General features: G+C 63.8%; 27 protein-coding genes. 5 read left to right on the forward strand and 22 right to left on the reverse strand.

Annotated features, from left to right (window positions below):
• Window positions 1–30: 30 nt before the first annotated feature.
• The 3 genes from efp to AWB75_RS10360 all read left to right on the forward strand — a co-directional run bounded on the left by efp (window position 31) and on the right by AWB75_RS10360 (window position 2771).
• The gene (gene efp, locus AWB75_RS10350) at window positions 31–588 is read left to right on the forward strand and encodes an elongation factor P (protein WP_061123987.1); all 558 of its coding nucleotides are present in this window, start codon (window positions 31–33) and stop codon (window positions 586–588) included.
• 264 nt (window positions 589–852) lie between these two features.
• The gene (locus AWB75_RS10355) at window positions 853–1194 is read left to right on the forward strand and encodes a BON domain-containing protein (RefSeq protein ID WP_061123988.1); all 342 of its coding nucleotides are present in this window, start codon (window positions 853–855) and stop codon (window positions 1192–1194) included.
• 179 nt (window positions 1195–1373) lie between these two features.
• Window positions 1374–2771 carry a sigma-54-dependent transcriptional regulator gene (locus AWB75_RS10360; RefSeq protein WP_061123989.1) on the forward strand — a complete coding sequence of 466 codons (1398 nt, stop codon included), beginning with the start codon at window positions 1374–1376 and terminating at the stop codon, window positions 2769–2771.
• 49 nt (window positions 2772–2820) lie between these two features.
• On the opposite strand, the gene nagZ is transcribed toward AWB75_RS10360, so the two are convergent.
• From nagZ to AWB75_RS10470, 22 genes are all read right to left on the reverse strand, one after another.
• A complete protein-coding gene (gene nagZ / locus AWB75_RS10365) occupies window positions 2821–3849 on the reverse strand; it encodes a beta-N-acetylhexosaminidase (RefSeq protein WP_061123990.1) in 1029 nt (342 codons plus the stop codon).
• A 48-nt stretch (window positions 3850–3897) separates the two neighbouring features.
• On the reverse strand, window positions 3898–4305 hold the full coding sequence (gene acpS / locus AWB75_RS10370) for a holo-ACP synthase (RefSeq protein WP_061123991.1): 408 nt from the start codon (window positions 4303–4305) through the stop codon (window positions 3898–3900).
• Between the two features lie 9 nt (window positions 4306–4314).
• Window positions 4315–5088: a pyridoxine 5'-phosphate synthase gene (gene pdxJ, locus AWB75_RS10375; RefSeq protein ID WP_061123992.1), complete on the reverse strand. Its 774-nt coding sequence runs from the start codon at window positions 5086–5088 to the stop codon at window positions 4315–4317.
• Window positions 5085–5978: a DNA repair protein RecO gene (recO, locus tag AWB75_RS10380; protein WP_061123993.1), complete on the reverse strand. Its 894-nt coding sequence runs from the start codon at window positions 5976–5978 to the stop codon at window positions 5085–5087. The genes pdxJ and recO overlap by 4 nt, the downstream gene beginning before the upstream one ends.
• A 14-nt stretch (window positions 5979–5992) precedes the next feature.
• On the reverse strand, window positions 5993–6892 hold the full coding sequence (era, locus tag AWB75_RS10385; RefSeq protein ID WP_061123994.1) for a GTPase Era: 900 nt from the start codon (window positions 6890–6892) through the stop codon (window positions 5993–5995).
• A gap of 59 nt (window positions 6893–6951) precedes the next feature.
• Window positions 6952–8088 carry a ribonuclease III gene (gene rnc / locus AWB75_RS10390; RefSeq protein WP_061123995.1) on the reverse strand — a complete coding sequence of 379 codons (1137 nt, stop codon included), beginning with the start codon at window positions 8086–8088 and terminating at the stop codon, window positions 6952–6954.
• Between the two features lie 177 nt (window positions 8089–8265).
• The gene (gene lepB / locus AWB75_RS10395; RefSeq protein ID WP_061123996.1) at window positions 8266–9159 is read right to left on the reverse strand and encodes a signal peptidase I; all 894 of its coding nucleotides are present in this window, start codon (window positions 9157–9159) and stop codon (window positions 8266–8268) included.
• Between the two features lie 66 nt (window positions 9160–9225).
• Window positions 9226–11016 carry a translation elongation factor 4 gene (lepA, locus tag AWB75_RS10400; RefSeq protein ID WP_061123997.1) on the reverse strand — a complete coding sequence of 597 codons (1791 nt, stop codon included), beginning with the start codon at window positions 11014–11016 and terminating at the stop codon, window positions 9226–9228.
• Window positions 11017–11141: 125 nt separating this feature from the next.
• The gene (locus tag AWB75_RS10405) at window positions 11142–11411 is read right to left on the reverse strand and encodes a glutaredoxin family protein (protein ID WP_061123998.1); all 270 of its coding nucleotides are present in this window, start codon (window positions 11409–11411) and stop codon (window positions 11142–11144) included.
• A gap of 5 nt (window positions 11412–11416) precedes the next feature.
• Window positions 11417–12934, reverse strand: coding sequence for a DegQ family serine endoprotease (locus AWB75_RS10410; RefSeq protein ID WP_061123999.1), 1518 nt, complete (start codon window positions 12932–12934; stop codon window positions 11417–11419).
• 21 nt (window positions 12935–12955) lie between these two features.
• Window positions 12956–13999, reverse strand: coding sequence for a MucB/RseB C-terminal domain-containing protein (locus AWB75_RS10415; protein WP_061124066.1), 1044 nt, complete (start codon window positions 13997–13999; stop codon window positions 12956–12958).
• Window positions 14000–14003: 4 nt separating this feature from the next.
• On the reverse strand, window positions 14004–14642 hold the full coding sequence (locus AWB75_RS10420) for a sigma-E factor negative regulatory protein (RefSeq protein WP_061124067.1): 639 nt from the start codon (window positions 14640–14642) through the stop codon (window positions 14004–14006).
• Window positions 14643–14721: 79 nt separating this feature from the next.
• Window positions 14722–15321 carry an RNA polymerase sigma factor RpoE gene (gene rpoE / locus AWB75_RS10425; protein WP_016345879.1) on the reverse strand — a complete coding sequence of 200 codons (600 nt, stop codon included), beginning with the start codon at window positions 15319–15321 and terminating at the stop codon, window positions 14722–14724.
• Between the two features lie 96 nt (window positions 15322–15417).
• Window positions 15418–15873, reverse strand: a complete 456-nt coding sequence (locus AWB75_RS10430; protein ID WP_235012055.1) for a protein YgfX — start codon at window positions 15871–15873, stop codon at window positions 15418–15420.
• Between the two features lie 30 nt (window positions 15874–15903).
• Window positions 15904–17145 (reverse strand): beta-ketoacyl-ACP synthase II, encoded by a 1242-nt coding sequence (gene fabF, locus AWB75_RS10435; protein ID WP_061124000.1) that lies wholly within the window; start codon window positions 17143–17145, stop codon window positions 15904–15906.
• 145 nt (window positions 17146–17290) lie between these two features.
• Window positions 17291–17530, reverse strand: a complete 240-nt coding sequence (gene acpP, locus AWB75_RS10440) for an acyl carrier protein (RefSeq protein WP_004197638.1) — start codon at window positions 17528–17530, stop codon at window positions 17291–17293.
• 250 nt (window positions 17531–17780) lie between these two features.
• Window positions 17781–18521, reverse strand: coding sequence for a 3-oxoacyl-ACP reductase FabG (gene fabG / locus AWB75_RS10445; RefSeq protein ID WP_061124001.1), 741 nt, complete (start codon window positions 18519–18521; stop codon window positions 17781–17783).
• A gap of 19 nt (window positions 18522–18540) precedes the next feature.
• Window positions 18541–19473: an ACP S-malonyltransferase gene (gene fabD / locus AWB75_RS10450; RefSeq protein ID WP_061124069.1), complete on the reverse strand. Its 933-nt coding sequence runs from the start codon at window positions 19471–19473 to the stop codon at window positions 18541–18543.
• Window positions 19474–19591: 118 nt separating this feature from the next.
• Window positions 19592–20581, reverse strand: a complete 990-nt coding sequence (locus AWB75_RS10455) for a beta-ketoacyl-ACP synthase III (protein ID WP_061124002.1) — start codon at window positions 20579–20581, stop codon at window positions 19592–19594.
• Window positions 20581–21681, reverse strand: coding sequence for a phosphate acyltransferase PlsX (plsX, locus tag AWB75_RS10460; protein ID WP_061124003.1), 1101 nt, complete (start codon window positions 21679–21681; stop codon window positions 20581–20583). The genes AWB75_RS10455 and plsX overlap by 1 nt, the downstream gene beginning before the upstream one ends.
• Before the next feature lie 138 nt (window positions 21682–21819).
• Window positions 21820–21999, reverse strand: coding sequence for a 50S ribosomal protein L32 (gene rpmF, locus AWB75_RS10465; protein WP_014191965.1), 180 nt, complete (start codon window positions 21997–21999; stop codon window positions 21820–21822).
• Window positions 22000–22140: 141 nt separating this feature from the next.
• Window positions 22141–22761 (reverse strand): DUF177 domain-containing protein, encoded by a 621-nt coding sequence (locus AWB75_RS10470; protein ID WP_061124004.1) that lies wholly within the window; start codon window positions 22759–22761, stop codon window positions 22141–22143.
• Between the two features lie 319 nt (window positions 22762–23080).
• On the opposite strand from AWB75_RS10470, the gene AWB75_RS10475 reads away from it, so the two are divergent.
• Window positions 23081–23698 carry a Maf-like protein gene (locus AWB75_RS10475; protein WP_061124005.1) on the forward strand — a complete coding sequence of 206 codons (618 nt, stop codon included), beginning with the start codon at window positions 23081–23083 and terminating at the stop codon, window positions 23696–23698.
• On the forward strand, window positions 23695–24414 hold the full coding sequence (locus AWB75_RS10480) for an SAM-dependent methyltransferase (RefSeq protein ID WP_061124006.1): 720 nt from the start codon (window positions 23695–23697) through the stop codon (window positions 24412–24414). Before AWB75_RS10475 ends, AWB75_RS10480 begins: the two co-directional genes overlap by 4 nt.
• Window positions 24415–24416 lie beyond the last annotated feature (2 nt).

Consider the following 24416-nt stretch of genomic DNA (forward strand, 5'->3'; position numbering starts at 1 on the left):
CCAAAATCCATTCGTACAGGACCCAGTTTTATGAAGACCGCACAAGAACTCCGCGTCGGCAACGTCGTCATGATCGGCAGCGATGCCATGGTCGTGCAGCGCGCCGAGTACAACAAGTCGGGCCGCAACGCCGCCGTCGTCAAGATGAAGTTCAAAAACCTGCTGACGAACGCCGGCATGGAGACCGTGTACAAGGCGGACGACAAGTTCGACGTCGTCGTGCTCGACCGCAAGGAAGTCTCGTACTCGTACTTCGCAGACCCGATGTATGTCTTCATGGACGCCGACTACAACCAGTTCGAAGTCGAAGCCGAAATGATGGGCGACGCGCTCAACTACCTCGAAGACGGCATGGCGTGCGAAGTCGTGTTCTACAACGAGAAGGCCATCTCGGTCGAACTGCCGACCACGCTGGTTCGCGAAATCGTCTACACGGAACCGGCCGTCAAGGGTGACACGTCGTCGGGCAAGGTGCTGAAGACTGCGAAGCTGAACACCGGTTTCGAACTGCAAGTGCCGCTCTTCTGCAACATCGGCGACAAGATCGAAATCGACACCCGCACGAACGAATATCGCAGCCGCGCGTAATCCAGCCGCGACTCAGTCGTAAGCCAGGCGTCCGATGTAACGGACCGCCGCCCGGCTTCAAGAAAAGCGCCCCTTCGCGGGCGCTTTTTCTTTTGCATGAATTTTTTGACAATTTCAGGCAAACTTTACCGGTTTCATCCCGTTGGTTTTCGGTGCCAATCGACCGATGGATTCGCGTCCGGACCGCGCGGACCGTTCTGATCGGAAAAATTAACTGGTGGCACGATTTCTGCTCTTCATGCAGATCAAGTTTTCGGAACCGACATGCCGAACATGCCATTCGCCGGAAGCCGGTTTCTTGGCGCTGCGGCGCTCGTGATGACGGCGCTCGCTTTCAGCGGGTGCAAGTCGACGCCGTCAGCATCGGCGAACACGGGCGGCGAGGTCGCCAGCGACGACGCCGCGCTCGCCGCTCGCGTGAAGGCCGCCCTCGTCGCCGATCCGGGACTGAAAGCCCTGCCGATGAGCGTTGCGACGTATCGCGGCGTCGTGCAGTTGTCCGGATATGTGGATTCAGAGGTGCAGATCCAGAAAGCGCTCGCCGTAGCGCGAGGCGTGCCGGGCGTGCAGTCGGTGAGCAACGAACTGCACCTCAGGCCGCAATGACACGCTTGCGGCAAAGATGACGAACGAGGGAGTGACGCAGGACAAAAAACGCAGCGGGAAAGTGACGAAGCGCCAGACGCCGGAACGCGAGGCGCCGAGGCGTCATATCCCGCCCACGACACGCCCGAGCCTGAACGAGCGACGGCGCAATACAGTCCACTTTGATACGTTGGTCCGCCATGCCACACGCACTGATTGTCGAAGACGATCCCAATAGCCTCTCCGGCCTGTCCGCGATCCTCGCGGCAGACGGCTTTTCCGTCGATACCGCGACGACGCTCGCCGAAGCGCGCTCCGCACTGACCCGCTTCATCCCCGATGTCGTGCTGATCGACCTGAATCTGCCCGACGGCAGCGGTCTCGATCTGCTGCCGAGCCTGCCGTCGCAACCGCCCGATGGCGCGCTGCCCGTCATCGTGATGACCGGCAATGCAACCGTCGAAAGCGCGATCGAAGGCCTGCGGCACGGCATCTGGGACTATCTGCTGAAACCGGTGAACATTCCGCGGCTGCGCAGCCTGCTTGCGCGCATTCCGCGGCCGTACGAGCTCACCGAAGAAGTCCAGGCGCTACGTTCGACGCTGCGCGAGCTCGGCCACTTCGGCGACATGATCGGCCGTAGCGCGGCGATGCAGCACGTCTACGATCTCATCGAGCATACGGCGCCCACGGAAGCCGCCGTGTTGATCTGCGGCAATCCAGGCACGGGCAAGAAGATCGCGGCGCGCACGATTCATCAGTTGAGCCGCCGCCGCAAGGGTCCGTTCGTGACTTTCGACTGCTCCGCGCATCGCACCGCCAGCGACGGCTCGCAGCGCACGATGGAAAGCGTTCTCTTCGGCCATGAGCGCAACGCGTTCGCGGGCGCCGAGAATCGTGAGCCGGGTCTGCTCGAACAGGCAGGCGGCGGCACGCTGTTCCTCGATCAGATCGATTCGCTGCCCGCCGCGCAACAGGAAGCGCTCCTGCGTGCGCTCGATTCGCAGACCTTCATGCGCGTCGGCGGCAGCAACCGGATCATGACCGACTTTCGCCTGATCGCCGCGTCCCGCACGCCGATACGCGAAGCGGTCGCGAGCGGCGCGATGCGCGAGGATCTGTTCCAGCGGCTGTCGGCGTCGTCGATCATGCTGCCGCCGCTCTCCGAACGCGACGACGACATTGCGCTGATCGCCGAGACGCTCGTCGACGAACTGAATCGCGAGAATCACATCGCGGGCATCACGAGCGGATCGCCGAAGCGCGTGAGTCCGGCGTTCATCCGCGAGTGCATCGCCAACGAATGGCCCGGCAACGTGCGCGAGATGCGCGAGCGCGTGCGGCGCGCCTATCACGCGTCGGGCGAGACGATCGAAACGCTGCGCGTCGACGAACCGGGCGGCCTGGGCGGTCGCGGGCTGAACGGCAGCAGCGTGCAGGTGACGGTCGGCACCGCGCTCGCGGACGTCGAGGACATGCTGATCCGCGCGACGCTCGAAGCGGTCGGCGGCACGCGTCATCGTGCAGCGACCCTGCTCGGCATCAGCCCGAAGACGCTCTACAACAAGCTGCAGCGAATGAAGCTGGAATCGTCGTGATTGCGTCTGACTGAATAAGAAACGCCACGGAATCCGTGGCGTTTTTCGTTCAACCGAGCATTTCTGTGACCAGCGCGCGCGCCGCCTGATACTCCGCCTGCGCCTGCAGCTTGCTCCAGCGCAGCGCCTTGCCGCGCGGCCGCATCTGCCGAATGCGCTGCTCCGACGCCTTCGAAGGCGTGTAGCGCAACTGCTCGAGCACCTTGCCCGCCTCCGCCGGCTGATTGCAGATCAGCACCATGTCGCAGCCCGCGGTGAGCGCGGCTGTCGCGGCTTCGGTGAGCGTGCCGCCGGCGCGCGCCGCTTCCATCGAGAGATCGTCGCTGAAGATCGCGCCGTTGAAGCCGAGCTTGCCGCGCAGAATGTCCTGCAACCAGATGCGCGAGAAGCCGGCGGGCTTGTCGTCGACTTGCGTGTAGATGACGTGCGCCGGAATCACCGATGCCAGCGACATGCCCAGCCAGTCGTACGGCCGCACATCGGCGGCCAGGATTTCGTCGAGCGGGCGGTCGTCGGTGGGCAGCGCGACGTGCGAATCGGCCTCGGCGAAACCGTGACCCGGAAAGTGCTTGCCGCAGTTCGCCATGCCCGCGAGCGCGAGACCGTGATTCAGGCTCTTCGCGAGCATCGTGACGACGCGCGGATCGCCATGCAGCGCGCGATCGCCGATCACCTTCGACTGTCCGTAGTTCAGGTCCAGCACCGGCGTGAAACTCATGTCGATGCCGCACGCGCGCAATTCCGCCGCGAGCACGTAGCCGAACGCGGTCGCGGCCCTGGTCGCGGCGAGCACGTCGCGGTCCCACAGTTCGCCGAGCAAGCCCGGCGCGGGCAGCGCGGTGAAGCCGTCGGTGCGAAAGCGCTGCACGCGGCCGCCTTCGTGATCGACGGCGATCAGAATGTCGTCGCGCACCGCGCGGATTGCATCGGTCAGTGCGACGAGCTGCGCGCGATCCGTGAAGTGCCGCGCGAAGAGAATGATGCCGCCCGTCATCGGATGCGTGAGGCGCTCGATATCCGCGTCGGTCAGCGTCGTGCCGGCGACGTCATACATGACGGGGCCGGGAGTGCGTTTCATCGAATTCAATTGGCTTCTTGTCTTGGTTGGATTGAAATCAGCGCGCTTTTATGCGCGCTCGTCCGGCGTTTCCGCGATCACGAACGACACCGCGTAGTCGCGCTCGTCGCTGACCGTCACCTTCGCGGTGATGCCGCGCGCTTCTAGCCACTGCGCGAGCTCGCCCGATGCTGCGATCATGGGCTTGCCGCTCGGCTCATTGAGCGTTTGCAGCGCGCGCCAGGTCATCGGCCAGCGCATGCCGAGGCCGATCGCTTTCGAGAACGCTTCCTTGGCCGAAAAGCGCGTCGCGAGAAACGCGATGCCGCGCACTTCAGAGCGCGCGTTGCGCGCGTGATAGATGCGCAGCTCGTCGGGCCCGAGCACCTTTTCGGCGAAGCGGCCATTGGTGCGCCTCATCACCGCCGCGACGCGGCTCACTTGCACGACGTCCGTGCCGATTCCGTAGATGGCCATGACGTGCGGTTACCGGGCGTTGACCGACGCGAGGCGCGAGGCGACCATGATCGCCTTCATCTCGCGCACGGCGTTGTCCCAGCCGGCGAAGATCGAATGCGCGACGATCGCGTGCCCGATATTCAATTCGACGATGCCCGGCAGCGCCGCGATCGCCTGCACATTGGTGTAGTGCAGGCCGTGGCCCGCGTTCACCTTCAGTCCGAGCGAATTGCCAAAATCGACGCTCGCCGCGACGCGCTCGAACTCGCGCTGCTGCCCGGCTTCGTCGTGCGCTTCGGCATAGCGGCCCGTATGCAGTTCGATGACGGGCGCGCCCGCTTCCTGCGCGGCGCGAATTTGCGTCTCGTCCGGATCGATGAACAGCGACACGCGCGCGCCCGCATCGGCAAGTTGCCTGCACGCGGCCTTCACCCCTTCGAACTGGCCGGCGACGTCCAGCCCGCCTTCGGTCGTCAGCTCGGCGCGTTTTTCAGGCACGAGACAGACATCGTGCGGCTTGATTTCGCAGGCGATGTCGAGCATCTCGCGCGTCACCGCGCATTCGAGATTCATGCGTGTTTTCAGGAGCGGCCGCAGCGTGCGCACATCGGCATCGACGATATGACGGCGATCTTCGCGCAGATGCAGCGTGATGGCGTCGGCGCCCGCTTCCTCGGCGGCGAGCGCCGCGCGGATCGGATCGGGATACGACGTGCCGCGCGCATTGCGCAACGTGGCGACGTGATCGATGTTCACGCCCAGATCGATCACGCTCGCAGGCGATGAGAGAAAGAAGCTCATAGTTTTTGCAGGTCGATCAATATCTGACGGGTGGCGAGCGGCGTGCCGCCCAGGTAATGATTCAGCAGGAAGCGCATCAGCGTCTTGCTCTGCGCGGCGGTCTGCGGATTCGTGTAGTCGTCGCGCTCCATGTCGATGAACGTCTGTCCCGACATCACCGGCCATTGCGTGTGGAGATCGTCGGAGGCGTCGCGCACGCCGCGGTCGGGATCGAAGACGTAGCGGCCTTCGGGCACGACCGGCTGGCGCGCGACGGTGCGCATGAGGTTCATCGCGTAGCCGGTTTCGCGCAGCAGCACGCGCTCGAAGGAACGCAGCACTTGCACGGCGGGCTCGTCGTGCCCGAGGCGCGAAAGCGTGAGGACATAGTGATTGAAGAGCGCCGGATGCGCGTCGTCGCGCGCGCAGAACTTGACCAGCAGCTCGTTCACGTAGAAGCCGCAGAGCAGCGCGTCACCGGCCAGGGGCAACATGCCGCCGACCCATTCGGCCGTCGTCAGCGTGCGGACTTCGCCCTTGCCTGACCACGACAGGCCGAGCGGCTGGAAGGTCTGCAACACGCCGCGCAGCGCGGAATGCGGACGTTTCGCGCCCTTCGCGACGAGCGCGATGCGCCCGTGGTCGCGCGAGAACACATCGATGATGAGGCTCGTCTCGCGATACGGATAACTGTGCAGCACGAAGCCCGGCTGCTCGGCGATGCGGAAATCGGAGCGCGGCTTGCGCGGCGCGCTCCCGCCCTCGGACGAAGAAGGCGAAGAAGACGAAGAAGGCGCGCGCGCACGCTTCTTCGCGGCCCGCGCGACGGGACGCTCGCTCGCGTCGAAATCGTCGTCAGGACGATCGTCGGCGGGAGGCATCATCCGGGCGTCGTTCGTGCCGTCGCTCATGTCCGCTCAATGCATTACTCGTAGCCGTATGCGCGCAGGCCCGCTTCGTTGTCCGCCCAGCCGCTCTTCACCTTGACGAAGGTTTCGAGATACACGGGGCCGTCGAAGAGCTTCTCCATGTCGAGCCGCGCCTCGGTGCTGATCTGCTTCAGCTTCGCGCCCTTCTGGCCGATGATCATCGCCTTGTGCATGTCACGATCGACGAGAATCGTCGCGAACACGCGGCGCAGGCGACCTTCCGTCTCGAACTTGTCGATGAGCACCGTGCTCGTGTACGGCAGCTCGTCGCCGGTCCAGCGGAACACCTTCTCGCGCAGGATTTCGGCTGCGAGGAAGCGCTCGCTGCGGTCGGTCAGATCGTCCTCGCCGTAGATCGGCTCGCCTTCCGGCAGATACGGCTTCACGACCGCCATCAGGCGTTTGATGTCGTCGGGATGCTTCGCCGACAGCGGCACGATCTCGCGAAAGTCGCGCAGTGCGGACATCTGCTGCATGAATGGAAACAGCGAATCCTTGTCGCCGACGCGATCGAGCTTGTTCGCGATCAGAAGCGTGGGCGTGCCGGTCGGAATCAGGTCGAGCACTTTCTGATCGTCGGGGCCGAAGCGGCCGGCTTCGATCACGAAGAGAATCGCATCGACGGATGTCAGCGTCGACGTCACCGCGCGGTTCAGCGAGCGGTTGAGCGCGCCGCTGTGGCGCGTCTGAAAACCGGGCGTGTCGACGAAGATGTACTGCGCGTCGTCGAACGTGTTGATGCCGGTGATGCGGTGGCGCGTCGTCTGCGCCTTGCGCGACGTGATGCTCACCTTCTGGCCGACGAGCGCGTTCATCAGCGTCGACTTGCCGACGTTCGGGCGGCCGACGATCGCGACCATGCCGCAACGGAAACCAGAGGTAGTAGGAGCGTTCATAGATGTGTGCGGCAAGAATTCGTTGGGGCGCGAATGCGCGATGGGCACGGCGGCGCGCGTCAGTGACCGGCGTCGGCAGCGCGCACGACGCGGCCCGCGGGCGCGTCCGGACCCGCGCCGTCGCGCGTCTCGGCGTCGGCCGCATGGTCGTCGTCACGGTCGGGGGAAGGCGCGGGCTTGTCCGTTTGGGCACTGCGCTCCGGCGCATGCGTGGTTTCACTCTTCGCCGCTTTCTCCGGCTTGTGTTCCGGCTTGTGGATCACGGCTCGCTCCGCTTTGTCGGCGGCTGCATACGCGCCCGCCGACGGCTCGACGTGCGTCGCCCGGATCACCGCGAGCGGCGCGGTGGCGGGCCGCTCCTGCGTGCTCTGCTGCGCGCCGTGCGGTCCATGATGACGCTCGCGCCGGTCGGGCGAGCGCAGATCGAGCGCGGCCTGAATGCCGGTGACGCCGGGCACCACTTCGAGCTGCGACAGCTTCGCCGCGCGCGCGCCTTTGCGCTTCGGTTTCATGCCGAGCGTCGGCGCGGCGGCCACCACTTCGTCGAGCGCCTTCTTGGCGGCCGCCTGTTCGGCCGCGCGACGGCTCGCGCCTGAACCCGATACTTTCACGTCGAGTTTCGGCACCGTGCATTCGACTTCGAATTGCTGATTGTGCGCGGCGCCGTGCGTCGCGATGACCGTGTAGGTCGGCAGCGCGATCTTGTGACCCTGGAGGTATTCCTGCAGGAGCGTCTTCGCATCCTTGCCGATGGTGCGCGGATCGATGTGATCCAGCACCGGCGTATAGAGGCGCTTGATGGCGGTGAACGCGGCGTCGAAGCCGCCGTCGAGGAAGATGGCGCCGAAGATGGCTTCGAGCGTGTCGGCGAGAATCGACGGGCGGCGGAAACCGCCGCTGCGCAGTTCGCCTTCGCCGAGACGCAGGTCTTCGGACACGTTCAGCGCCTGCGCAATCTCGTAAAGCGACTGCTGCTTGACCAGATTCGCGCGCACGCGCGACAGGTCGCCTTCGTCGAGTTTTCCGAATCGTTGGAACAAAAGCGCGGCCACCACGCAATTTAGAACGGAATCGCCGAGAAATTCGAGCCGTTCATTGTGCGTGGCGCTGTGACTGCGGTGGGTCATCGCCTGGCGCAGCAATTCCGCATTGCGAAATTCGTACCGCAGCCGGCTTTCCAACGGAGAAGATGGCATGGAGAGAGTATAACGCGGGCGCGAAGGCGGACGATTCCGCCGGTCGGCGCCGGAAAACGCGTGCCGAGACGGTGTTAGCCGCGCTTCTTCACGCCGTTTCGAAGCTTGTGTCGATCAGGAAGATGGCCGGCTGCTTTGCTTCAGGCGAGCCGGCGATGTATGTGTCGCTCTAGGATGTCACTCGAACCCGCCGATGCGCTTCAGATTGCTGAAGTTCATCCAGATGAAGAACGCGCGTCCGACAATGTTCTTGTCCGGCACGAAGCCCCAGTAGCGGCTGTCCGCGCTGTTATCGCGGTTGTCGCCCATCATGAAGTAGTTGCCCGGCGGGACCTTGCACGTGACGCCGCGCGCGTTGTAGTTGCAGTTGTCGCGGAACGGAAAGTCGTCCGCGCCGACGATGAACGGCGGCACCTGAGGATTGTTCAGGATGCGGTTCTTGCGGCCATCGAGGTCTTCCTCGAACTGCTTCGCGTAACCGATGCGCTCGTCATCGAAATAGTCGGGCAGCGCGGTTTCGGGCACCGGCTTGCCGTTGATCGTGAGCTTCTTGTCTTCGTACGCGACCGTGTCGCCCGGCAGGCCGATCACGCGCTTGATGTAGTCGACCGATTCGTCCTTGGGATAGCGGAACACCACGACGTCACCGCGCGTGAGCGGGCTGCCGTTCGTCAGCTTGGTGTTGGTGATCGGCAGGCGCAGGCCGTACTCGTACTTGTTGACCAGGATGAAGTCGCCGACGAGCAGCGTCGGGACCATCGAGCCGGACGGAATCTTGAACGGCTCGATGATGAACGAACGCACCACGAACACCGCGAGAATCACCGGAAAGAAGCTCGCCGTGTATTCGAGCCACCACGGCTGGCGCAGCTTGTCGTCGCGCAGGCGGGCGCGCGTCTGGTTGGCGTTTTCATCGGCGAAACGCTCGCCCACGCGCTCCTGCTGGCGGTCGAACTCAGCCACCGCGGCCTCCGCGGCGCGGCGCCGTTGCGGCAGAAACACCAGCTTGTCGAGCACCCAGGCAATACCCGTCAAGACGACGAGAATCAAAAGAATCAGTGCGAAATTCATCAATCGCTTCCAGTTGTTATCGTTGTTTGCCTCACGGCAGGCGCCGCGCGTGGAACGACGCGAACGTCACTCGTCCACGCGCAGGATCGCCAGGAAAGCCTCTTGCGGGATTTCGACCGAACCGACCTGCTTCATGCGCTTCTTGCCGGCTTTCTGCTTCTCGAGCAGCTTCTTCTTGCGCGAGATATCGCCGCCGTAGCACTTGGCGAGCACGTTCTTGCGCAATGCCTTGATGTTCTCGCGCGCGATGATGTTCGAACCGATGGTCGCCTGGATTGCCACGTCGTACATCTGGCGCGGAATCAGCTCGCGCATCTTCGACGCCACTTCGCGGCCGCGATGCTGGCTCTGCGAACGGTGCACGATGACCGACAGCGCATCGACCTTGTCGCCGTTGATGAGCATATCCACCTTGACCACGTCGGCCGCGCGGTATTCCTTGAACTCGTAGTCCATCGACGCATAGCCGCGCGACGTCGACTTCAGGCGATCGAAGAAGTCGAGCACGATTTCCGCCATCGGGATTTCGTAGGTGAGCTGCACCTGACGGCCGTGGTACTGCATGTTGATCTGCGTGCCGCGCTTGTTCGTGCACAGCGTGATGACCGAGCCGACGTACTCCTGCGGCATGTAGAGGTTCACCGTGACGATCGGCTCGCGCACTTCCTCGATCTTCGGCGGCTCCGGCATCTTCGCCGGGTTCTCGACGGAGATGGTCGTGCCGTCGCGCTGCTGGACTTCATAGATCACCGTCGGCGCGGTGGTGATGAGGTCCATGTCGAATTCGCGTTCGAGCCGTTCCTGCACGATTTCCATGTGCAAAAGGCCGAGGAAGCCGCAGCGGAAACCGAAGCCGAGCGCCTGCGAGACTTCCGGCTCGTATTGCAGCGAGGCATCGTTGAGCCGCAGTTTTTCGAGCGATTCGCGCAGCGCGTCGTACTGGTTCGCTTCGACCGGATACAGACCCGCGAACACCTGCGGCTTCACTTCCTTGAAGCCCGGCAGCGGCTCGGTGGCGGGACGGTTCGCGATGGTGACGGTGTCGCCCACCTTCGCGGCCGTCAGCTCCTTGATGCCCGCGATCACGAAGCCCACCTGCCCCGCCGACAGTTGCGGCAAGCTGGTCGACTTGGGCGCGAACACGCCCAGATTCTCGACCGGGTATTGCGCGTCGGTCGCCATCATCTTGATCTTGTCTTTCGGCTTCAAGGTGCCGTTGACGATGCGCATCAGCATGACGACGCCGACGTAATTGTCGAACCACGAGTCGATGATGAGCGCCTGCAGCGGCGCGTCCGGATCGCCCTTCGGCGGCGGCACTTTCGCGATCAGCGATTCGAGCACGTCTTCCACGCCCAGGCCGGTTTTCGCGCTGCAATGCACGGCGTCGGTCGCGTCGATGCCGATCACGTCCTCGATCTCGGCGATCGCATTCTCGGGATTCGCCGCCGGCAGATCGATCTTGTTCAGCACCGGCACGACTTCGACGCCCAGTTCGATCGCCGTGTAGCAGTTCGCGACCGTCTGCGCCTCGACGCCCTGCGACGCATCGACGACGAGCAGCGCGCCTTCGCACGCGGACAGCGAACGGCTGACTTCGTAGGAGAAGTCGACGTGCCCCGGCGTATCGATCAGGTTGAGATTGTAGACCTGGCCGTCGCGCGCCTTGTAGGACAGCGCCGCGGTCTGCGCCTTGATCGTGATGCCGCGCTCGCGCTCGAGGTCCATCGAATCGAGCACCTGCGCTTCCATCTCACGATCGGACAAGCCGCCGCACAGCTGGATGATGCGGTCGGCCAGCGTGGATTTGCCGTGGTCGATGTGCGCGATGATCGAAAAGTTGCGAATATGATTCATTCAGTGCCGATCAAGCGAAAAAGGCGCGCCCTCACCAACGCGGAGCACGCCTTGAAAATTTGGGGAAAACTTCTGCATTTTAGCCGAAAACGGGCTTGCCCCGGCGGAATTCGGCTCAGGCCGATTCACGACGCACGCGCACGGCGCTGGCTCAGCGCCGCATGCACCGCGTCGACATCGAGGCGGTACTGACACAACTCGACGCCATCGAGCGCGAGCACGGGCACGCGTTCGTCATAGCGCGCCTCCAGCAGCGGATCTTCGTCGATATCGATCCATTCGACGCCCAGGCCATGCCGAGCGGCGATCGGTTCCAGCTCCGCGCGCATGTCCTCGCACAGATGACACCAGGCGCGCCCGTACAGAGTGAAAGTCGCGCCCGGCTTCGACGTCATCGCACTTACTTCTGCGGCGGCAAGCGCGGGCGCAGCGGCACGAACTGCGTGTTGTCGCCACGGCGCACGAGCACCGCGACCATCTTGCTGGCGTCCAGCCCTTGTGCGACTTCCTGGAACTGCTTCGCGCTCGTGATATCCGTATCGCCGAGGCGCATGATGATGTCGCCCTTCTGGAATCCCGCGCGCGCCGCCGGCCCTTCCACGGCATCGACCTGAACGCCGCTCGACAGCTTGAGCGCCTTCTTCTGGTCCGCCGGAATGTCGCTCACCGCGAGGCCGAGCGAATTGCTCGCGCGCTCCTTCGACTGCGGCGCCTTCTTCTGCTCGGTCTTCGCGACCTTGTCCGGCTGCATCTCGGTGACCGTGATCGGCAGGTCGCGCGTCTGCCCCTTGCGCCAGATCGTGAGCGTGGTCCTCGTGCCTGGCTTGGTGTCGCCGACCATGCGCGGCAGATCCGTCGCGGTATCGACGTTCACGCCGTTGAACTTCGTGATGATGTCGCCCGGCTGTACGCCCGCCTTGTCGGCAGGGCCGTTCGGCTCGACGCTCGACACAAGCGCGCCTTGCGCCTTCGGCAGCCCGAGCGAATCCGCGACGTCTTTCGTGACCTCGCCGATCGCCACCGCGATGCGCCCGCGCACGACCTTGCCCGACGTCTTCAGTTGATCCGCGACGCGCATCGCTTCATCGATCGGAATCGCGAACGAGATGCCCATGAAGCCGCCCGTGCGACTGTAGATCTGCGAGTTGATGCCGATCACCTCGCCCGCCATGTTGATGAGCGGACCGCCCGAGTTGCCGGGATTCACGGCGACATCGGTCTGGATGAAAGGCAGGTAATCGCCCGTGTCGCGCCCCTTCGCGCTGACGATGCCCGCGGTCACCGTATTGTCGAGGCCGAACGGCGAACCGATGGCGAGCACCCACTCGCCGACGCGCACCTTGTTCGAATCGCCGATGGTGATGGCCGGCAGATTCGTCGCGCTGATCTTCACGACGGCCACGTCCGTGCGCTCGTCCACGCCGACGAGCCGCGCCTTGAACTCGCGCTTGTCGGTGAGCGTGACGTAGATCGTGTCCGCGTCGTCGACGACGTGCGCGTTGGTCATCACGTAGCCGTCCGTCGACAGAATGAAGCCCGAGCCGACGCCGCTGCTTTGTTCCGAATTGTCCTGGTTGTCGTCAGGCGCGTTGCGGCTGCCGCCTTTGCCCTGATCGCCCTGGCTTCCGCCGCCACCGCCGCGCGGCGGCTGGCCCGGCATCGGAATGCCGAAGAAGCGTCGGAAGAACTCGGACATATCGCCCTCGTCCAGGCCGGGCGGCAGTCCGCGCAATTCGCTGCCGGAACCGACGCGCGAGGTCGTGCGAATGTTCACGACCGAGGGCCCCACTTTATCGACGAGCGTCGTGAAGTCCGGCAAGTTCACCGTGGGCGCCGCTGACGCAGATTGCGATACGAACGGCAGGCACACGGCGAGCGCCGCGGCCGCGATGAACTTGCGCAGCGAGAAGTTGCTCATAGGTTGGGGCCGGGAACGGGATTACTTGGAAGGCTTGTATTCTATGGTAGAAGCAAATTGCTGCAATGTGGCTTGCGGCACTTCACCCAGCAAGGTGATCCAGAAATCCCCGCGGCGCTTCACCAGCACATGCGTGGCGCCGCTGTTGCCCGCGCCTTCCTTGCGCGTATTTTTCTCCACCGGCTCGACGAAGACGGAGATCGTGGCGAGACCGTCCGAGAACACGGCCTGATCGACCGGGATCGGCGGTTGGCCTTGCTTGCTCGACGCCATCGGGCGGCGCAGCTCGCGGATCTTGCGAAAGCCCGCGATATTGGGCGTCAGTTGCCAGCCCTGTCCTTCCATGTCCACTGGCTGCACCGGCGGCCGCACGATGGTCCATCCCGACGTGCTGCGGATACCGTTCGCAATGGGCGCCTTGTCGACCGGCCCACCGATGCGCACCTGCGAGAACGACAACTGCTCGAGCACCTGACCGTCCGGATCGAGCGTCTGCGCGCGCAGCAGCAACCCGGTTTTGGCGTCGGCCCAGAGCTTGTAGGCGAAACGATAAGAATCTTTGGGGTCGAGCTCGATTACCTGGCTGTCCACGCCCGCGACGCGGTCGTTGCCCAGCAGCTTCGGCTCGTAGTTGGACAACACCTGATCGCCGCTCGTCGCGAGCAATGCCGGAAACGAATCCCGGTTTTGCCGATGCTCGACCACGAGCAAATGCCGTTCGGGGACGAATGTGAACATGTCGTCGTCGTGGCGCAGCATCTTGCGGGGCGCGCCGTCGAGACTTTCGAGCGATTCGTATTCGCCGTCGCCGCGCGTGGCGACATGCGTAATGCGCGACGACTGAACCGTCGCGCCGCGCTGATAGACGAAGGTGCCTTCGTAATTTTGCTGCTGGGCCGCTTCGTGAATGCGGTTGAGCAGGCTTGCGGCAGTCTTGCGGACAGCGGCGGGATCGTCTCCCTGAGCGAACGCGCTCGATACCGCCGTCAACAACGCGGCTGCGCAGAGCATCAATGCCGGCAGCCGCCCCCAATAGTTCGTTTTATTCAACCGCACACTCGGCATCAAATTATTGACCTTGCGATGTAGCCGCGGCGCGAATCAAGGGCATGGAACCGGGCATCACAGGCTGTTGAGAGAACTGCTGATGCGCTTCGAGGTACTGGTCGAGACTGGCGTCGCGGATGATGTTCGCCTCGACGATCGGCGCGCGCGTAGTCGCAGCCGGCACGGACGCCATCGCGACGCGCTGCATCGAATCCGCCGCCGGTGCAACGCTCGCCACCTGCGCGCCGGAACGGCTGTCCACGCCTTGCAGTTGCGGCACGACGATCCACGTCAGCGTCGCGGCGGCCGCAGCCACCGCGAAGGCCGGCATCACGCGACGGCGCAGCATGCCGCCACGCGGTTTCGACGCCGCTGCGGGCAGCGCCGCCGGCGCGAGGACATGCGCTTCGGCTTCGAAACGTTCGGAGAATGCGGCCATGAATGCGCTGCTGCGCGCCGGGCTGACCGCGAGATCGTCGGAGCGCAGGGCGTCGCCGATCAGATGATATTGCGACCACGCCGCGCGTTCGTCGCTTTTCAGTTCGGCGAGAAACTGGCTGATGCTGCCAATCTCGTCGAGCGATTCACCGTCGACGAACGCCGACATGCGTTCGCTGCGCGAACCCGCCTGTGTTTGATTTTGCATCGAGACCGACCCCATGATGCGCCCCATCTTTGACCCCACCCCGTAGTGACACCAACTAACCCAGATATCGCGTCCCTGCCCCGTGGATTGCCGCCTACCAGCGCTTACCCTCGGGAGTGTCCAACAACGGACGCAATTTTGCCGCAATGGCTTCGCGAGCACGGAAAATTCTCGATCTGACGGTGCCGATAGGGCAATTCATCATTTCGGCGATTTCTTCGTAGCTCAGTCCTTCAATTTCCCGGAGCGTGATGGCGGTGCGCAGTTCCTCCGGCAGCAACGCCATCGCGGCGTTGACCGTCTGAGCGATCTGCTTGCTCATCAACATCGACTCGGGCGTGTTGATATCCCTTAGTTGGTCCGCGTCTGAGAAAGTTTCCGCTTCTTCAGCATCGGCTTCGGTAGAAGTGGGAGCGCGGCGGCCCTGGGTCGCAAGGTAATTCTTTGCGGTGTTGACCGCAATCCGGTACAGCCATGTATAGAACGCCGATTCGCCGCGAAACTGGGGCAGCGCGCGGTAGGCCTTGATGAAGGCGTCCTGGGCGACGTCCTCGACCTCGGCGGGGTCGCGCACGAGGCGCGAGATCAGTCGAATGATCTTGCGGTGGTATTTGGCGACCAGCAGTTCGAACGCGGCCTTGTCACCCTTCTGGACACGTTCGACCAGCAATTGGTCGATTTCTTTTTCACTCACCTGGGAAATCCGATTAGCTTGGGGAAGTTGGGCGGACGGCTATTGTAGCGTCACCGCCTGTAAGGCAACCGGAACGCTCATGCGCCGTTACAGTCGTTACAGGTGGGAAGCGGCGGCGCGGCGCGCCTGAACGGCAAGCTGGCGGAAGGTGCCGGCGTCGACGGAATCGGCCGGCACGAGCAGCGTTTCGCGGCGACCGCGCACGCCGCAAAGCGTCAGCGCGAGCAGTCGGTTGCTCCATTGCGCGCATCCCGCGATCTGCATGTGGCGCGTTTCGCGGTCGCGGGCCTGGAGCGTGAGGCCGTCCGGATGCAGGCCGATGGCAACCGGTTGCGCCCGCATCCATCGATACGACGCGAGTCCGAGCGCCGCAAACGTCACCGCGCAAGCCACGGCCGCGTGTCCGGCGTGTTCCGTGTGCGCGAAAACGCACTGGAATACCGAGGCGCTCGCCACGCCCACGAATCCGAGCATCGCGCTCGTCAGAAAACGCGACGGCCGCATCGCGACGTTTCCATCGCCATGCGGCCGGTCTACGAACGCGCTCGCCATTTCGACCCCGATCCGACGAGCGCGCCGCGTTTATTGATGACGCTTGAAGACGAGCGAGCCGTTCGTGCCGCCGAAGCCGAACGAGTTCTTCACCGCCACGTCGATCTTCATGTCCCGCGCGGTGTTCGCGCAGTAGTCCAGGTCGCACTTCGGATCCTGGTTGAAGATGTTGATGGTCGGCGGCGACACTTGATTGTGGATCGCCAGCACGGTGAACACCGACTCCAGGCCACCCGCGCCGCCCAGCAGGTGGCCGGTCATCGACTTGGTGGAGTTGACGACGGCCTTCTTCGCCTGATCGCCGAGCGCGCGCGTGATGCCGATCGTCTCGGCGATATCGCCGAGCGGCGTCGACGTGCCGTGCGCGTTGACGTAGTTGACCTCGTCGGCATTGATCCGCGCGTTTTTCATCGCGTTGACCATCGCGCGGCGGCCGCCGTCGCCGTCTTCGGGCGGCGCGGTCATGTGATACGCGTCGCCGCTCATGCCGTAGCCGAGCACTTCCGCGTAGATCTTTGCGCCACGCGCCTTCGCATGCTCGTACTCTTCGAGCACCATCACGCCCGCGCCTTCGCCGAGCACGAAGCCGTCGCGGTCCGTATCCCACGGACGGCTGGCGGTGGCCGGGTCGTCGTTGCGCTGCGACAGCGCGCGCGCCGCCGCGAAGCCACCGATGCCGAGCGGCGAGACGGTTGCTTCCGCGCCGCCCGCGATCATCACGTCGGCGTCGCCGTATTCGATCAGGCGCGACGCCTCGCCGATGCAGTGCAGGCCGGTGGTGCAGGCCGTGACCATCGACAGGTTCGGGCCCTTCAGACCGAAGCGGATCGACAGATGACCGGAGATCATGTTGATGATCGACGCGGGCACGAAGAACGGCGAAATGCGGCGCGGACCGCGATTGAGCAGCTCGGTCTGCGTGATTTCGATCATCGGCAGCCCGCCGATGCCCGAGCCGACCACGACGCCCACGCGCTCCGAATTCTCATCGGTGATTTCGAGGCCCGAGTCCTGCACGGCCTGAACGCCCGCCGCGAAGCCGTAATGGATGAAGGTATCCATATGGCGCGCTTCCTTGGCGGGCATGTAGTCTTCGATATTGAAGCCCTTCACCTCGCCGGCGAAACGGGTGGAGAAGTTCGTCGCGTCGAACTTCGTGATATTGGCGATGCCCGACTTGCCCGCGACCAGATTGGCCCAGCCGTCGGCAACAGTATTCCCGACAGGCGACACGAGCCCCAGGCCTGTAACAACAACTCGACGACGGCTCACGGTAACCCCTTATCCATAGAATGACGAAAAACAAAAGCCACAGCGGCCACAGGAAACCGCCCTGTGAGCCCTGTGGCTGTCAAATCGGTCTGCAGCGACGAATGCTTCAAGCTGGTTGAGCGATGAGTCGCTGGCGCGTCCGGCCTCAGGCCTTGACGTTCGCGCGAGCGTAGTCGATCGCCTGCTGAACCGTGGTGATCTTTTCGGCCTCTTCATCGGGAATTTCCATGCCGAATTCGTCTTCCAGCGCCATGACGAGTTCGACCGTATCGAGCGAGTCAGCGCCCAGATCGTTCACGAACGATGCTTCGTTCTTGATTTCGGCTTCCGCCACGCCCAGTTGTTCGGCGACGATCTTCTTCACGCGCTGTTCGATGTTGTCCATGCAGCCCTCCGAGGGGAAAAAAGTTCAAAAATACGAGTGCGCGCATTTTATCAGGTTTGAACCCGCAAAATACGGCGCGTCAGTTCCATGCTCCACTGTCCGAGGCCCTTCATCAAGAGGGCTGCGGGCGGCTTCGCATCAATTCTTCACTGCCGCGCAGGCGCGGTGCGCACGATGTTCGTCTGAGCATTTTGCGCGCCCGTCCCGGCGCGGATATTAAGCGAATTTCGGTGAAATGCCTATTAAGGCCTTACATGTACATGCCGCCGTTCACATGCAGCGTCGTGCCGGTGATATAGCCGGCAAACGGCGATGCGAGGAAAGCCACAGCATGCGCGATATCTTCGGGCGCGCCCAGTCGGCCAAGCGGGATAGTCGCGGTGAGCGCGGTGCGCTGCTCTTCCGGCAACACCTTCGTCATGTCGGTGTCGATGAAACCCGGTGCGATGCAATTCACCGTGATGCCACGGCTGCCGATTTCACGCGCGAGCGCGCGCGTCATGCCCGCGACGCCGGCCTTCGCCGCCGCATAGTTGGCCTGCCCCGGATTGCCCGACGAACCGACCACCGACGTGATGTTGATGATGCGCCCGCCGCGCGCCTTCATCATCGGGCGCAGCACGGCGCGCGACAGACGGAAGACCGCGCGCAGGTTCGTGTCGATGACGGCGTCGAATTCGTCGTCCTTCATGCGCATCGCGAGCTGATCTTTCGTGATGCCCGCATTGTTCACGAGGATGTTCAGGCCGCCGAATTCCTTCACGATGGAGTCGATGAACGCGTCGCTCGACGCCGCATCGTTCACGTTCAGCACCGCGCCGCGGCCCTTCGCGCCCGCCTGCTGCAATGCTTCGCCGATGCCGGCCGCGCCGCTTTCGCTCGTCGCCGTGCCGATGACCGTCGCGCCCTGCTTCGCGAGCTCGAGCGCGATCGCGCGCCCGATGCCGCGCGACGCGCCCGTGACGATTGCTACTTGGTTTTCCAGGCTCATGTTCTCGTCCCTCTCGTCCCTAGCCAGCGATCAGTTTGCGCGTCTCTTCGAGCGATGCCGGATCGAAGATCGAACCGCCGACGAGAGTGCCGTCGATGCGCTTCGTCAGACCCGCGAGCACCTTGCCCGGACCGCATTCGATGACGTGCGTGACGCCGTCCTTCGCCATCGCCTGCACGCACTCGACCCAGCGCACCGGACCGGCGGCCTGACGCACGAGCGCGTCCTTGATCGCGGCGGGATCGGAGACCACGGCGACATCGACGTTATTGATCAGCGGAATCCGCGGCGCCTGGATCTCGACTTTCGCGAGATAGTCGCGCAACTGATCCGACGCCGGCTTGAGCAGCGACGAGTGGAACGGCGCGGAAACCGGCAGCGGCAGCGCGCGCTTCGCGCCCTTCGCCTTCGCCACTTCGCATGCCTTCTCGACAGCGGCCTTGCTGCCCGCGATGACCACTTGCGCGGGCGCATTGAAGTTCACCGCTTCGACCACGCCCGCCGACGACGCTTCAGCGCAGACCGCGCGCACGGTGTCGTCGTCGAGGCCGAGGATCGCGGCCATGCCGCCCACGCCGACCGGCACGGCGCTTTGCATCGCCTGCGCACGAAAGCGCACGAGCGGCACCGCGTCGGCGAATGCGAGCGCGCCGGCCGCGACGAGCGCGGTGTATTCGCCCAGGCTATGACCCGCGACGATGGCGGGCGCGAGGCCCGTTTCCTTTTCCCACACGCGGTAGATCGCGTAGGCCGCCGTCAGCATGACGGGCTGCGTGTTCGTCGTCAGGTTGAGTTCTTCCGCGGGGCCTTCGGCGATCAGCTTGCCGAGATCCTGGCCGAGCGCATCGGAGGCCTGCTGCACGGTCTCGCGCACGATGGCGTGGTCGGCGAATGCGCCCAGCATGCCGATCGACTGCGAGCCTTGTCCGGGAAAAACGAACGCAAATTTCATATCGTCCTCGTTGATTGGAATGATCCGCGATGCCTTCACGGACCGCGCGCTACGCGAGCGCGCGGGGTCGGCGATGAAGTGGGATCAGTTGCGAATGAATAGAGGGAATCGATAACGATCAGTAGCGAATGACCGACGCGCCCCACGTGAAGCCGCCGCCCACGCCTTCGATCAGCACGTTGTCGCCGCGCTTGATGCGGCCGTCGCGCACGGCGACGTCGAGCGCGAGCGGAATCGAGGCCGCCGACGTGTTGCCGTGCTCGCCGACCGTCACGACCATGCGCTCGGACGGCAGGCGCAGCTTGCGCGCGGTGCTCTGCATGATGCGGATATTGGCCTGATGCGGAATCAGCCAGTCGATGTCTTCAGCCGTGAGCTTCGCCTTGTCGAGCGCTTCGAGCGCGACCTTTTCGAGCACGTTGACCGCGAGCTTGAACACGGCCTGCCCGTCCATGTGCAGAAACGCGGTGCCTTCGACCACGCCGCCGTTGACGTTGCCCGGCGTGCAGAGAATGTCGGAATAGCTGCCGTCCGCATGCAGCGCGCTCGACAGCACGCCCGGCTCTTCGGACGCCTGCAGCACGACCGCCCCCGCGCCGTCGCCGAACAGCACGCAGGTGGTGCGGTCGTTGAAATCGAGAATGCGCGAGAACGTTTCCGCGCCGACGACGAGCGCCGTGCGGTTCAGGCCGCTGCGAATGAAGCTGTCCGCCGTCGCGACGCCGTACGCGAAACCGGAGCACACGGCCTGCAAGTCGAAGGCCGCGCCGTTGTTCCTGATGCCGAGCTTGTTCTGCAACAGACACGCGGTGCTCGGGAAAACGAAGTCCGGCGTGGAGGTCGCGACGATGATCAGATCGATCGACTGAGGATCGATGCCGGCTGCTTCGATCGCCTTCTGCGAAGCGATGAGCGCGAGGTCGCTGGTGGTTTGATTCGGCGCCGCGAAGTGACGCGCGTGAATGCCGGTGCGCGCGACGATCCATTCGTCACTCGTCTCGACGCCCTGCTTCGCGAGACGGTCCGCCAAGTCCTGATTCGTGACGCGCTCGGACGGCAGGAAGCTGCCGGTGCCCAGCACGCGAGAGTAAAGATTGGATTGAGCCATTATGCCTTCGAATGTAGCGCAGTACCGGGTTGGTCCGGCGGGTTCGGCTGTACGGCGGGCTGTTCAGCCGCGATGCCGGGAACGTCGGGCGCGGCGGGCGCGTTCTCTTCCATCGCGCGCACCAGGCGCTCGAGCACGCCATTTTTGACGGCATCATACCCGCGTTTGATAGCCCACTCAAACCCGAAGGCCTCGGCCGAGCCGTGACTTTTGATCACGAGCCCGCGCAGGCCGAGCAACGCGGCGCCGTTATATTGCGCGGGATCAACGCGCTTCTTGAAACGCTTGAGAACGGGCAACGCGACGAGCGCCATCAGCTTGGAAGCGAAGTTGCGGCTGAACTCTTCCTTTATGATGTCGGCGAGCATCTTCGCGAGACCTTCGGAGGTCTTCAGCGCGACATTGCCGACGAAGCCGTCGCACACGACCACATCCGTCGTGCCTTTATAGATGTCGTTGCCTTCCACGTTGCCGTAGAAGTTGAGCGTGCTCGCGCGCAACAGCTCGCCCGCGCGCTTGATCGTTTCGTTGCCCTTGATGACTTCTTCGCCGATATTGAGCAGGCCGATGGTGGGCCGCTCACGGCCTTCGATCGCCGCCACGAGCGCGTGGCCCATTTCAGCGAACTGCAGCAGATGCCCGGGTTCGCAATCGACGTTGGCGCCCAGATCGAGAACGGTGGTGTAGCCCTTCTGGCTCGGCATCGCGAACGCGATGGCGGGACGTTCGATGCCGGCGAGCGTTTTCAGCACATACCGGGACACCGCCATGAGCGCGCCGGTATTGCCGGCGGAAATGCACGTCTGCGCCTCGCCTTCCTTCACGAGGTTGAGCGCGACGCGCATCGACGAATCTTTTTTCTTGCGCAGCGCGACTTCGACGGGATCGTCCATCGCGACGACTTCGCTTGCAGGAACGACGGTCAGACGAGGCTCGTCGAGAGCCTTCGACTTCTTCAGTTGCGCGCGGATGGGCTGCTCGAGACCGACGAGCATGAGGTGTGCGTCGGGATGCGAGCGCACGAAACTGACGGCAGCGGGAACGGTCACGGCCGGGCCGTGGTCGCCTCCCATGCAGTCGATGGTTATCTTTACAGTCATGGAACGCGACGAATTTCGGGCACAAAAAAGCGGCAGTGAAATGCCGCCTTCTCGTCGTACCGGGAAAGTGTCAAGAGCGAGTTGCGCCCGGGCGCCCGCAGAACGGTTCCGACAGGCGCGTCAAGCGCTGCTGAACGCTTAGTCGTTCTTCGTCTTGACGACTTTCTTGCCACGATAGTAGCCGTTCGGGCTTACGTGGTGACGCAGATGCACTTCGCCCGTGCTCGGCTCGACGGCCAGCGGAGCGCCCGTCAGGAAGTCGTGGGAACGGTGCATGCCGCGCTTCGACGGCGACTTCTTGTTTTGCTGAACTGCCATGATTACTCCAGAAAAATTTTGCGAATTCTAACACAGGGAGAGAGGTCCATCTCCGCGTTCACGGAGGAACTTCAGGGCCGTATGGCCCACCGCCTGAAGCGGGAGTTCGCGTTCGGCGGATACTTCCCCGCTTTCGCTACATCAATGCTTCTTGCCGTCCGGATCGCTCGATTTGAGCTTCTCCAGCACGGCGAACGGATTCGGTTTCTCTACTTCTTGCTCGCCGCCCGCCGCCGCCTCGCCCTCGTCGCTGGCCGGGAGCAGGCTTTCATGCACCTCGGGGCAGACGTTGTGCTTCGGCACGAGCGGCAACGACAACAGCAATTCCTCTTCGATCAAGTCGACGAGATCGAACTGGCGCGAGCCTACGATCACTTCCACTTCATCGTCGTCGAGCGGATATTCGTCCGCTTCTTCTTCCGTCGCCACGATCCGATACGTTGCATCCACATCGAGATGTTGCGAATACGGCTGAAGACAGCGCTGGCACGTGAGCCACACCGAGCCGTGCACCGCGAGGCGCAGATAAGGCTGCGGCGCGTCCGTGCCGTCGTCCTGCAGTTCCGGCTGGGTCGAGCCCTCGCCCTGCCAGGTGAACACGGCGTCGCGATCTGGCACATCTGCCGGCACTTCGGCTAACATGCGCGGCATCTGCGATATACGCAGCGCGCCGGCCGCCTGCCTGCCGCTCTCGGCGAATTCGTAAATGTCGAGCGCGCGCAGATCGGCGGGGCTCACAGGTTTGCCAGGATTCTGAGTCATGTGCGCTCCCTGCTTGACCTTGCTGGGTTAGTGCTTCCGGTGAGCGTTCAGTATGCACCGCGACGCCGCATTGAGGCAGGCGTGGCTTGCCCGAATTTGCATCGCACCGGCATTCGTGCTGCATTTATGCCGCACTCGTACTGAGCGCGATGCGGTTCTGAGCGGCTTTCACCGGGTCCACCAGCGCCGGACGCAAAGACCTGCAAGCGCACGCACCGATGAAAAGCCCAAAATCATATCGGCTTTGTTCTTTCGAGTCAAACACTTAAGAACCGGCCCGCCGCCTGTCGTTTTTACATTCATTCTTGCTGACTCATCTATGTCCGACGCTTCAAACACGCCGCCGCCCCTGATTCTGGCATCCAGCTCGCCCTACCGGCGCGAATTGCTGGCACGCCTGCGCATTCCCTTCGATGTCGTCACGCCAGACATCGATGAAACGCCGCTCGACGGCGAAACACCCGAAGCAACCGCCGTGCGGCTCTCGATCGCCAAGGCACGCGCGGCGGCTGGACGCATCGAGGGCGGCACGGGCGCGCTCGTGATCGGCTCCGATCAGGTCGCGACCTTCGACGGAAAGCAGCTCGGCAAGCCCAGCACGCACGAAAAAGCCGTCACGCAGCTTCAGGCGATGCGCGGCCGCGGCGTCGAATTCCACAGCGCGCTGTGCCTGCTCGATAGCCGCACGGGCATTGCGCAATCCGCCGATATCGTCACGCGCGTTCGCTTTCGCCGCTATTCGGACGCGCAGATCGAAACCTATCTGCGCGCGGAAACACCGTACGACTGCGCTGGCAGCGCAAAGGCCGAGGGCCTCGGCATCGCGCTGCTGGAAGCCATCGAATCCGACGACCCGACTGCGCTCATCGGTTTGCCGCTGATCGCGCTGACCGGCATGCTCGCAAACGCCGGATATCCGGTTCTGGGGGGCGCATGAGCGGCGTTCTGTACCTGATCCCCAACACGCTCGGCGAAGGGGACGCCGACGCGCTCGCGCACGTTTTGCCCGAGCCGGTGCGCGCGCAGGCAGCCGCGCTCGCGTATTACATCGGCGAGAACGCGAAAACGACGCGCGCCTTTCTGAAGAAAGTCGGAACGGAACGCCCGATTCAGGAAATCGAGGTGCGCGAACTGAACGTGAAAACGCCGCCCGCGGAAATCGACAAGCTGCTTGCGCCGATCCTCGCCGGCACCAATGCGGGTCTGGTTTCCGAAGCCGGTTGCCCTGCCGTCGCCGATCCGGGCGCGCTGCTCGTGCGGCGCGCGCATCAGCGCGGCGTGAAAGTGGTGCCGTTCGTCGGACCGAGCTCGATTCTGCTCGCGCTGATGGCCTCGGGCATGAACGGCCAAAGCTTCGCGTTCAACGGTTATCTGCCCGTCGATGCCAACGAGCGCGGCAAGCGCCTGCGCGAGCTGGAGCAACTGTCGCGCAAAGCCAATCAGACGCAGATTTTCATCGAAACGCCCTATCGCAATAAGGCGATGCTCGACACGCTCATCGCCACTTGCGCGCCATCGACGCTGATTTGCGTCGCCGTCGATCTGACGCTGCCGGGCGAAACCATCGTCACGCGCACGGCGGCGGACTGGAAGAAGCAGGCGGCGCCGGAACTGCACAAGCGCCCGGCGATCTTCCTGCTGCTCGCGTCGTAGCG

It is taken from the genome of Caballeronia catudaia, from assembly GCF_001544755.2.
Classification (GTDB): Bacteria; Pseudomonadota; Gammaproteobacteria; order Burkholderiales; family Burkholderiaceae; genus Caballeronia; species Caballeronia catudaia.

Coding starts and splice junctions, on each gene's coding strand:
- efp (WP_061123987.1), top strand. CDS start 31: ATGAAGACCGCACAAGAACTCCGCGTCGGCAACGTCGTCATGATCGGC.
- AWB75_RS10355 (WP_061123988.1), top strand. CDS start 853: ATGCCGAACATGCCATTCGCCGGAAGCCGGTTTCTTGGCGCTGCGGCG.
- AWB75_RS10360 (WP_061123989.1), top strand. CDS start 1,374: ATGCCACACGCACTGATTGTCGAAGACGATCCCAATAGCCTCTCCGGC.
- nagZ (WP_061123990.1), bottom strand. CDS start 3,849: ATGAAACGCACTCCCGGCCCCGTCATGTATGACGTCGCCGGCACGACG.
- acpS (WP_061123991.1), bottom strand. CDS start 4,305: ATGGCCATCTACGGAATCGGCACGGACGTCGTGCAAGTGAGCCGCGTC.
- pdxJ (WP_061123992.1), bottom strand. CDS start 5,088: ATGAGCTTCTTTCTCTCATCGCCTGCGAGCGTGATCGATCTGGGCGTG.
- recO (WP_061123993.1), bottom strand. CDS start 5,978: ATGAGCGACGGCACGAACGACGCCCGGATGATGCCTCCCGCCGACGAT.
- era (WP_061123994.1), bottom strand. CDS start 6,892: ATGAACGCTCCTACTACCTCTGGTTTCCGTTGCGGCATGGTCGCGATC.
- rnc (WP_061123995.1), bottom strand. CDS start 8,088: ATGCCATCTTCTCCGTTGGAAAGCCGGCTGCGGTACGAATTTCGCAAT.
- lepB (WP_061123996.1), bottom strand. CDS start 9,159: ATGAATTTCGCACTGATTCTTTTGATTCTCGTCGTCTTGACGGGTATT.
- lepA (WP_061123997.1), bottom strand. CDS start 11,016: ATGAATCATATTCGCAACTTTTCGATCATCGCGCACATCGACCACGGC.
- AWB75_RS10405 (WP_061123998.1), bottom strand. CDS start 11,411: ATGACGTCGAAGCCGGGCGCGACTTTCACTCTGTACGGGCGCGCCTGG.
- AWB75_RS10410 (WP_061123999.1), bottom strand. CDS start 12,934: ATGAGCAACTTCTCGCTGCGCAAGTTCATCGCGGCCGCGGCGCTCGCC.
- AWB75_RS10415 (WP_061124066.1), bottom strand. CDS start 13,999: ATGCCGAGTGTGCGGTTGAATAAAACGAACTATTGGGGGCGGCTGCCG.
- AWB75_RS10420 (WP_061124067.1), bottom strand. CDS start 14,642: ATGGGGTCGGTCTCGATGCAAAATCAAACACAGGCGGGTTCGCGCAGC.
- AWB75_RS10430 (WP_235012055.1), bottom strand. CDS start 15,873: ATGGCGAGCGCGTTCGTAGACCGGCCGCATGGCGATGGAAACGTCGCG.
- acpP (WP_004197638.1), bottom strand. CDS start 17,530: ATGGACAACATCGAACAGCGCGTGAAGAAGATCGTCGCCGAACAACTG.
- fabG (WP_061124001.1), bottom strand. CDS start 18,521: ATGAGCCTGGAAAACCAAGTAGCAATCGTCACGGGCGCGTCGCGCGGC.
- fabD (WP_061124069.1), bottom strand. CDS start 19,473: ATGAAATTTGCGTTCGTTTTTCCCGGACAAGGCTCGCAGTCGATCGGC.
- AWB75_RS10455 (WP_061124002.1), bottom strand. CDS start 20,581: ATGGCTCAATCCAATCTTTACTCTCGCGTGCTGGGCACCGGCAGCTTC.
- plsX (WP_061124003.1), bottom strand. CDS start 21,681: ATGACTGTAAAGATAACCATCGACTGCATGGGAGGCGACCACGGCCCG.
- rpmF (WP_014191965.1), bottom strand. CDS start 21,999: ATGGCAGTTCAGCAAAACAAGAAGTCGCCGTCGAAGCGCGGCATGCAC.
- AWB75_RS10470 (WP_061124004.1), bottom strand. CDS start 22,761: ATGACTCAGAATCCTGGCAAACCTGTGAGCCCCGCCGATCTGCGCGCG.
- AWB75_RS10475 (WP_061124005.1), top strand. CDS start 23,081: ATGTCCGACGCTTCAAACACGCCGCCGCCCCTGATTCTGGCATCCAGC.
- AWB75_RS10480 (WP_061124006.1), top strand. CDS start 23,695: ATGAGCGGCGTTCTGTACCTGATCCCCAACACGCTCGGCGAAGGGGAC.